Source organism: Neptunomonas sp., from assembly GCF_016744175.1.
Classification (GTDB): Bacteria; Pseudomonadota; Gammaproteobacteria; order Pseudomonadales; family Balneatricaceae; genus Neptunomonas.
The window spans coordinates 114164-121499 of the sequence record NZ_JADGEV010000009.1; the positions used below are offsets into that span (position 1 = coordinate 114164).

The 7336-nt window shown below is 44.1% G+C and carries 9 protein-coding genes; all 9 read left to right on the plus strand.

What is annotated here, in order from left to right:
- A complete protein-coding gene (gene narJ, locus QZZ55_RS06165) occupies positions 1-735 on the plus strand; it encodes a nitrate reductase molybdenum cofactor assembly chaperone (RefSeq protein ID WP_293266402.1) in 735 nt (244 codons plus the stop codon).
- Between the two features lie 19 nt (positions 736-754).
- Positions 755-1429, plus strand: a complete 675-nt coding sequence (narI, locus tag QZZ55_RS06170) for a respiratory nitrate reductase subunit gamma (RefSeq protein ID WP_293266404.1) — start codon at positions 755-757, stop codon at positions 1427-1429.
- A gap of 56 nt (positions 1430-1485) precedes the next feature.
- Complete coding sequence (locus tag QZZ55_RS06175; protein ID WP_293266406.1) at positions 1486-2307, plus strand: peptidylprolyl isomerase; 822 nt, start codon at positions 1486-1488, stop codon at positions 2305-2307.
- Positions 2308-2319: 12 nt separating this feature from the next.
- Positions 2320-2946: a carbonate dehydratase gene (can, locus tag QZZ55_RS06180; RefSeq protein WP_293266408.1), complete on the plus strand. Its 627-nt coding sequence runs from the start codon at positions 2320-2322 to the stop codon at positions 2944-2946.
- Between the two features lie 198 nt (positions 2947-3144).
- Entirely contained in the window at positions 3145-4176 is a 1032-nt protein-coding gene (moaA, locus tag QZZ55_RS06185; protein ID WP_293266410.1) for a GTP 3',8-cyclase MoaA, read from the plus strand.
- A 2-nt stretch (positions 4177-4178) separates the two neighbouring features.
- Positions 4179-4871: a Crp/Fnr family transcriptional regulator gene (locus tag QZZ55_RS06190; protein ID WP_293266412.1), complete on the plus strand. Its 693-nt coding sequence runs from the start codon at positions 4179-4181 to the stop codon at positions 4869-4871.
- 86 nt (positions 4872-4957) lie between these two features.
- Entirely contained in the window at positions 4958-5506 is a 549-nt protein-coding gene (moaB, locus tag QZZ55_RS06195) for a molybdenum cofactor biosynthesis protein B (RefSeq protein ID WP_293266414.1), read from the plus strand.
- Entirely contained in the window at positions 5503-6732 is a 1230-nt protein-coding gene (glp, locus tag QZZ55_RS06200; protein ID WP_293266415.1) for a gephyrin-like molybdotransferase Glp, read from the plus strand. The genes moaB and glp overlap by 4 nt, the downstream gene beginning before the upstream one ends.
- A 57-nt stretch (positions 6733-6789) precedes the next feature.
- Positions 6790-7275, plus strand: a complete 486-nt coding sequence (locus QZZ55_RS06205; protein WP_293266417.1) for a CBS domain-containing protein — start codon at positions 6790-6792, stop codon at positions 7273-7275.
- The last annotated feature ends 61 nt before the right edge of the window (positions 7276-7336 follow it).

Sequence of the window (7336 nt, forward strand, 5' to 3'; positions counted from 1 at the left end):
ATGCGTAGTCTTAAAGTGATCTCTTTGCTGCTGGACTATCCAAGTAGCGAATTGTTCGACATACAACAGGAGCTGATCGAAGAGATCAAAACCGATGGAGCGCTGCCCGAAGGGCAGCGTGAGCCACTGATCGAGTTTATTAATCAGTTGTGCACCACGGACCTGCTGGATGCTCAGGATAATTATGTTGGTTTGTTTGATCGCGGTCGTTCGCTCTCTCTGTTGTTGTTTGAACACGTGCATGGTGAATCCCGTGACCGTGGTCAGGCAATGGTAGATCTGATGGCGGTGTATGAAGACAATGGTTTTCAGATAGATGCGAAAGAGCTACCGGATTATATTCCGTTGTTTCTTGAGTATCTGTCCAAGCGACCTGCTGAAGAAGTGCAACAGTGGTTAGCTGATGTGAGCCATATTCTAGCATTGCTAGAGACTCGTCTAGGGCAACGTCACAGCACTTACGCTGTGCTTTGTACTGCACTTATTGAGATTTCAGGTGCGGAAGTCGAGCGAGAAGAGTTGGCTGCAAAAGTCGCTACTGAAGCTGCTGATGATACGCCTGAAGCACTTGATAAAGTGTGGGAAGAGGAGATGGTTCGCTTTACAGAACCAGCAACTCAAGACTGTGGTAATGATGCTGTTACTCAGCGTCGCCGCGAGCTTGATCAGGTGCAGCCGTTGCATATCAGCGATACTGTTAAACAGTTCACCCCTACTGGACCATCAGGCTCTTGAGGGGCCGAGGAGAACAATAATGTCTTATCTAAATGACTTGCTCTTTGGCATTTATCCGTACCTTGCCGGCGCTGTATTTCTGGTAGGGAGCTGGGTACGTTATGATCGTGAGCAATATACCTGGAAAACAGGTTCAAGCCAGATGCTGAGCAGTGTAGGAATGCGCCGCGCCAGTAACCTATTCCATGTGGGTGTGCTTGCTATTTTCTTTGGACACTTAGTTGGTTTGTTAACGCCGCATGCGTTTTATGATCCTTTCATGTCTGCAGGAACTAAGCAGCTGATTGCTATCTTGATTGGTGGTGTGGCGGGTGTTGCATGTTTGGTTGGAGCCGCGTTGTTACTTCAGCGTCGCCTCTTCAATCCACGCATTAGAGCAACTAGCACAACTGCCGATATCTTGATCTTAGTGATCTTGATGGTTCAGGTAACGCTGGGATTGTTCACAATATTTGCATCACTTGGCCATTTGGATGGAAGTGTAATGCTACTACTAGCCGGTTGGGCACAAGGTATTGTGACCTTCAATGGCGGTGCAGCAGATTACCTATTGAATGTTAGCTTCATTTATAAGTTGCATATATTCTTGGGTATGACGATCTTCCTACTGTTCCCGTTTACACGACTGGTACACGTATGGAGTGCTCCTGTGAAGTACTTAGCACGTAGCTACCAAATCGTTCGTCAACGTTAATTATTACGTAAAGCTTATAAGGGGCGGTGCGCCGCCCCTTTTTTAAGGAGACTCTTATGGAACTTATCGATTCAATTACGGTGTCGGATATTGTTGATGACTTCGTACCGGTAAGCGTAAATGGCCAAGCGATTGACGAAGCAGAAATCTTGCAAGAGATGCAATACCATTCTGCAGAGACAATAGAAGCGGCTCATCAAAAGGCGGCCTCAGCTTTAGTGGTAAAAGAGTTAATGCTACAGCGGGCAAGCGAGCTAGAGTTAACGGCAGAAGTGCTTACGGGTGAAAACCAAGAAGAAGCACTTATTCGCACTTTATTAGCTGAAGAAGTTAAACAGCCGACGCCTGATGAAGAAGCGTGTGAACGCTATTTTCTTGCAAACCAAGATAAATTTAAAACGCCTATGCTGATTGCTGCCAGCCATATTTTGTTAGGTGCAGACCCTCAGGATCAGGAAGCGCGTGAATTTGCAGCGCAACAAGCGGAATCTATTATCGCTACACTCGTAAAAGATCCTGGTAGCTTTGCTGATTTAGCGAAGCAATATTCAGACTGCCCATCTAAAGAAGTTAATGGTGAACTAGGCCAGCTGGAAAAAGGGCAAACCGTTCAGGAGTTTGAGCGCCAAGTTTTCAAAATGGAAGAAGGGCTGGCTTTACACCCTGTAGAAAGTCGATATGGGTTCCATATAGTACGTCTTGATAAGCGTGTAGAAGGCGATCCACTTCCGTATAACATGGTGGCAGACCGCATTGCGACTTACCTTAAAGATCAGGTTTATCGTCGCAGCATTAATCAATATCTATCTCTACTTGCAGGCCAAGCCTCAATTGAGGGTGTCGATATTCAAGGTGCTGATTCATTGCTGATGCAATAACAGGTATAGCTTATGTTACAAGAGTTGTTAGATAACAATAAGCAATGGGCACGCTTTATGGAATCGCAGTGCCCAGGTTTTTTTAAAGAGTTGTCCGAGCAACAAAAACCTGAGTACTTGTGGATAGGTTGTTCTGATAGTCGTGTACCGGCAAATGAAATAGTTGGCATGTTGCCTGGTGAACTTTTCGTGCATCGTAATATAGCCAACTTAGTTTTGCACACCGATCTAAATTGTATGTCGGTGCTTCACTATGCTGTTGAAGTGTTGCAAGTGAAGCATATTATTGTGTGCGGACATTATGGTTGTGGTGGTGTTAAAGCTGCTCTAGGGAATCAGGATCTTGGTCTGATAGATAACTGGTTACGTCACTTGAAAGATATCGGTTTTGAATATCGAGATATATTAAATGCCGAGCCAGATGAAGATAAGCGGGTTGACCGTCTATGTGAATTGAGCATACAAAAACAAGTGACCAATATTTGCCATAGTAAGGTGGTGCAAAGAGCATGGAAAAATGACCACGAATTGACAGTACATGGTTGGATATACAGTATTGATGATGGCATTATCAAAGAGCTGAACGTAGACATTAGCGGTTTAGATGACATTCCTGACATCTACTGTATGAACACCTAAATAGTTAAACAATACACCCCCTATACCTCGCCTGCTACCTGCAGGCGATTCCATTCTTTATCCGAAAAATTGACGTTTGGACGCTTTAATACTGTTACATCTATCTCTTTTAATCCGTTGAGTTACCACCTGTTAGGTATATTTCAGTAGAAGTCCGGCCTCCATAATATAAGTCAGTGGAAAAAGGTGAGAATTATTATGACAGGCAGCACTAATAACAACAGTTTTGACAGTTCATCTGAAACGCAGTTGATAGACGGCTTTGGGCGTCGTATCGAATACCTGCGCATGTCAGTGACCGACCGTTGTGACTTTCGCTGCGTTTATTGTATGTCTGAAGATATTAAATTCCTTCCGCGAGCCCAGGTTCTCTCTTTGGAGGAGTTAGCGACGATTGGTCAGGCGTTCAGTGAATTAGGTGTTAAAAAGATCCGCTTAACAGGAGGTGAGCCACTAGTACGCCACGATATTATTTCGTTAGCAGAAAAGTTAGGGGCTTTACCAGGCTTAGATGAATTAACGATGACAACCAATGGATCCCAGCTAGAGCGTTATGCAGAGCCTTTGCTAAAAGCTGGCATTAAACGTTTGAACATCAGTTTAGACTCGTTAAACCCTCTTCGTTTTGAAGCATTAACTCGGCGCGCTAAGCTTGACCAAGTTCTCACGGGAATCCGCGCCGCTGCGGCAACTGGTTTTGAGCGAATCAAACTCAATGCTGTTGTTTTAAAAGGCCGAAATGACGACGAAGTTATTGATCTAGTGGATTTTGCTAGAGACTTGAATATTGATATTAGCTTTATTGAAGAGATGCCGTTGGGCGTGGTTAGTTCACATAACCGTCAAGAAGCATTTTGTTCCAGTGATGAAGTTCTTGAGCGTATTCAAACACGCTATGCATTGAATGCAACTGATGAGAAAACAGGTGGACCATCACGCTATTATCGCATGCAAGGAAGTGATACCCGTATCGGCTTTATTTCACCACATAGCCATAATTTTTGTGACAGTTGTAACCGTATACGCCTCACAGTTGAGGGGCAATTGTTATTGTGCTTGGGCCGTGACAATGCCGTTGATTTAAGAGCGATAGTAAGACACCACCCAGGTGATACTGAGCGCTTAAAACAGACAATTGTTGAAGCGATGCAACAAAAACCTAAAGAGCATACTTTTTATCAGGATGACCAACCTCAGGTTGTTCGTTTTATGAACATGACAGGGGGTTAATTATGAATCCAGTTATCCGGGTTAAAGTGTTAGATCGAGTAAGAGTGCATCCGCTTTTTTCTTCATTAAAAGATGAAGATTTAGCGCAACTTTTCGAGCGTGCACGGCCTATAGATTTATCTGCACATGAAAAACTATTCACTCAAGGAGAGAAAGCTGATCGCTTTTATATCGTAGTATCTGGAAGCGTTAAGCTTTTCAGGTTCTCGAAAGATGGACAGGAGAAAGTCATAGAGGTGATAGAGGAAGGACATTCTATGGCAGAAGCGATCATGTTTATGGAAGAACTTAATTGTTATCCGGTGAACGCCGAGGCTTTGGAAAAAACCACTGTTGTAGGCTTTAATTGTAGCTTGTACCTTCAGATTTTAGAGTCATCTCCGCAGAGTTGCTTCAAAATTCTTGGCACACTATCACGCCGTTTACATACCCGCCTGAATGAAATCGAAACCTTGACGCTAAAGAATGCTCGGCATCGAGCATGTCGTTACTTACTTGATCTTGCTGGCAAGGATGCTGAATCTGGAATGAGGATTCACTTACCCGTTGCAAAACAATTGATTGCGGCAAGGTTAGCAATGCAGCCTGAAACCTTGTCTCGTATTTTAAGAGAGTTGATCAAAGAAGAAGTCATTATCGTTAGTGGTAGAGATGTAACTATTAATAATCTTGAACGACTTAGAGCCGCTGATTAGTCGTGTCTTAGCACTTTATGTAGATATACGTGTGTAAGACATACTGAAACAGAGGCCGCTTAAGTGTGTAACTAGTGGAGTAAATTATGGGACACGCAAAAGAAGGAGTGGCCTTTGCGCCGCTAAATATTGCTGTATTAACAGTGTCAGATACGCGGACATTTGAAACAGATACGTCTGGTGATACGTTAGAAGCATTGTTAGTTGCAGCCGGGCACCATTGTACGGAACGTAAAATAGTTCCTGATGATATTTACCAGTTACGAGCAGCCGTCTCACACTGGATTGCATGCGACGCTACACAAATTATCTTAGTGACAGGTGGCACTGGCTTTACGACACGTGATAGCACGCCAGAAGCGCTAACGCCTTTGTTTGATAAGCATGTAGAAGGGTATGGGGAGCTATTTCGTACCTTGTCTTACGAAGAGATTGGTACGTCCACTATTCAGTCTCGCGCCGTTGCAGGGATAGCCAATCGAAAAGTTATTTTCTGTATGCCTGGCTCACCAAAAGCATGTAAGACTGCGTGGACACGGATCATTGAAGAGCAGCTAGATGCTCGCCATGGTCCTTGTAATTTTGTAGAAATGGTTTTACCGAAAATACAGACGGCCTGTGGGAGCCGCTCATGAGCTGCTCGTGTGATAGCGGCAAGTTACAACCCTTTGAAAGTGGCTTAGCTCAGTTAGTGGAAGCCGCGCGTAGTGTTCAGGAAACGGAAGTCGTTGAGTTGCAAGAAGCTCTAGGTAGAGTGTTGGCGAGAGATATTCATTCTACCTTGTCAGTTCCTCCGGCAGATAATAGCGCTATGGATGGTTATGCGGTATGTGCTAAAGACTTAGAAGAAGGGAAGGTTTTTAGCATATCGCAGCGTGTCGCGGCTGGTCACCAGGCATCAGCTATCCAACGTGGTACTGCCGTTCGATTATTTACCGGCTCCGAAATACCCAAAGGTGCTGATACTGTAATTATGCAGGAAGAAGCCTTAATCGAGGGTGAGGGTGTCCGCTTTATTGGGGAGGCCGTTAAAGGCGACCATATTCGTAAAGCAGGTCAAGATATCAATATAGGTGATCAGGTTATTGCCCAGGGGACTATCTTAGCTCCGCAGCACTTGGGCGTATTAGCCTCTGTCGGTATAGCTGATGTATCTGTCTATCGTCGCTTAAAAGTCGCTGTATTAAACACGGGTGATGAGTTGGTGATGCCGGGGATGCCTTGTCCACAAGGAAAAATATATAACTCAAACTACTTTACGTTAAGTGGTTTGTTAACACGCCTTGGCTGTGATGTATGGACACCGGGTATTGTCAAAGATACCCCTGAAGCAACACAGCAAGCACTAGCGCAGGCATCTATTAATGCCGATGTCATTATTAGTAGCGGCGGAGTGTCTGTTGGTGAGGAAGATCACGTTAAAGCGGCGGTTGAATCGCTGGGTTCTTTAGATCTATGGCGACTGGCCATTAAGCCCGGTAAACCATTAGCTTTTGGCGAAGTAAAAGGGACTCCTTTTATTGGTTTACCAGGAAATCCTTCCGCTGTATTAGTAACATTTTTAATGTTGGCGCGTCCTTACCTTTTGAAGATGCAAGGGGCACAAAAGATTGAGCCTCGCCGCTATCAGGTTTGTGCTGGATTCGATCGTAGCAAGGGTGTTTCTCGTAAAGAGTTTCTAAGAGTCGTTGTTAGCGCTGAAAATGGGCAGCTTTTGGCTGTACCGGCACATAGTCAAAGTTCTGGTGTACTTAGTTCGGCAGTGATGGCTGATGGCTTGTTGATAGTGCCTGAACAGCATCGGGTTTCACGTGGTGATATTTTAGATTTTATTCCATTCTCAGAAATCGGATCTATTTAGATAATTACCCAGTGAGATAAACGCAAGACTAGATAAATACTACTGAGAGGATTGGCAGTGAGTGATCTAACAAGGTTAACAGCCGGCGAAGTAATGTCTCCAAGCGTATTGACGGTTCCTCAATATTGGTCGTTAAAACAGTTAATAGAGTTTTTTGACCAGCAAAATATCAATGGTGCACCTGTAATGGGTGATAATGGCAGCTTAGTTGGTGTGGTTAGCAATAGCGATATTTTGAAATTTGATAGTCGAGCACACTCCATTACAGAAAATCCATCAACTCAGTACTATTACAGCAATTTAGATGGCGCATCGCCAGAACAGTTGGGGTTGATCAGTGGTGATACTCACACGTTGCATCAGGTGAGTGAAATCATGACCCCGCATATTGTTTCAGTTGATGTATCAACACCACTATCAGCTGTGGCTGCTTTGATGTGTAAAGATAAAATTCACCGTGTATTTGTTACTTCTGACAATGAGTTAAATGGTGTGTTGTCTACACTGGATATATTGGGGCAGGTTGAATCGATATCAAAGTGAAGACTCAGCTTTATATAAGTTTTGAACTATTTTAAAAGGCGCTATCAGCGCCTTTTTTATC

Coding starts and splice junctions, on each gene's coding strand:
- narI (WP_293266404.1), top strand. CDS start 755: ATGTCTTATCTAAATGACTTGCTCTTTGGCATTTATCCGTACCTTGCC.
- moaB (WP_293266414.1), top strand. CDS start 4,958: ATGGGACACGCAAAAGAAGGAGTGGCCTTTGCGCCGCTAAATATTGCT.
- QZZ55_RS06175 (WP_293266406.1), top strand. CDS start 1,486: ATGGAACTTATCGATTCAATTACGGTGTCGGATATTGTTGATGACTTC.
- narJ (WP_293266402.1), top strand. CDS start 1: ATGCGTAGTCTTAAAGTGATCTCTTTGCTGCTGGACTATCCAAGTAGC.
- can (WP_293266408.1), top strand. CDS start 2,320: ATGTTACAAGAGTTGTTAGATAACAATAAGCAATGGGCACGCTTTATG.
- glp (WP_293266415.1), top strand. CDS start 5,503: ATGAGCTGCTCGTGTGATAGCGGCAAGTTACAACCCTTTGAAAGTGGC.
- moaA (WP_293266410.1), top strand. CDS start 3,145: ATGACAGGCAGCACTAATAACAACAGTTTTGACAGTTCATCTGAAACG.
- QZZ55_RS06190 (WP_293266412.1), top strand. CDS start 4,179: ATGAATCCAGTTATCCGGGTTAAAGTGTTAGATCGAGTAAGAGTGCAT.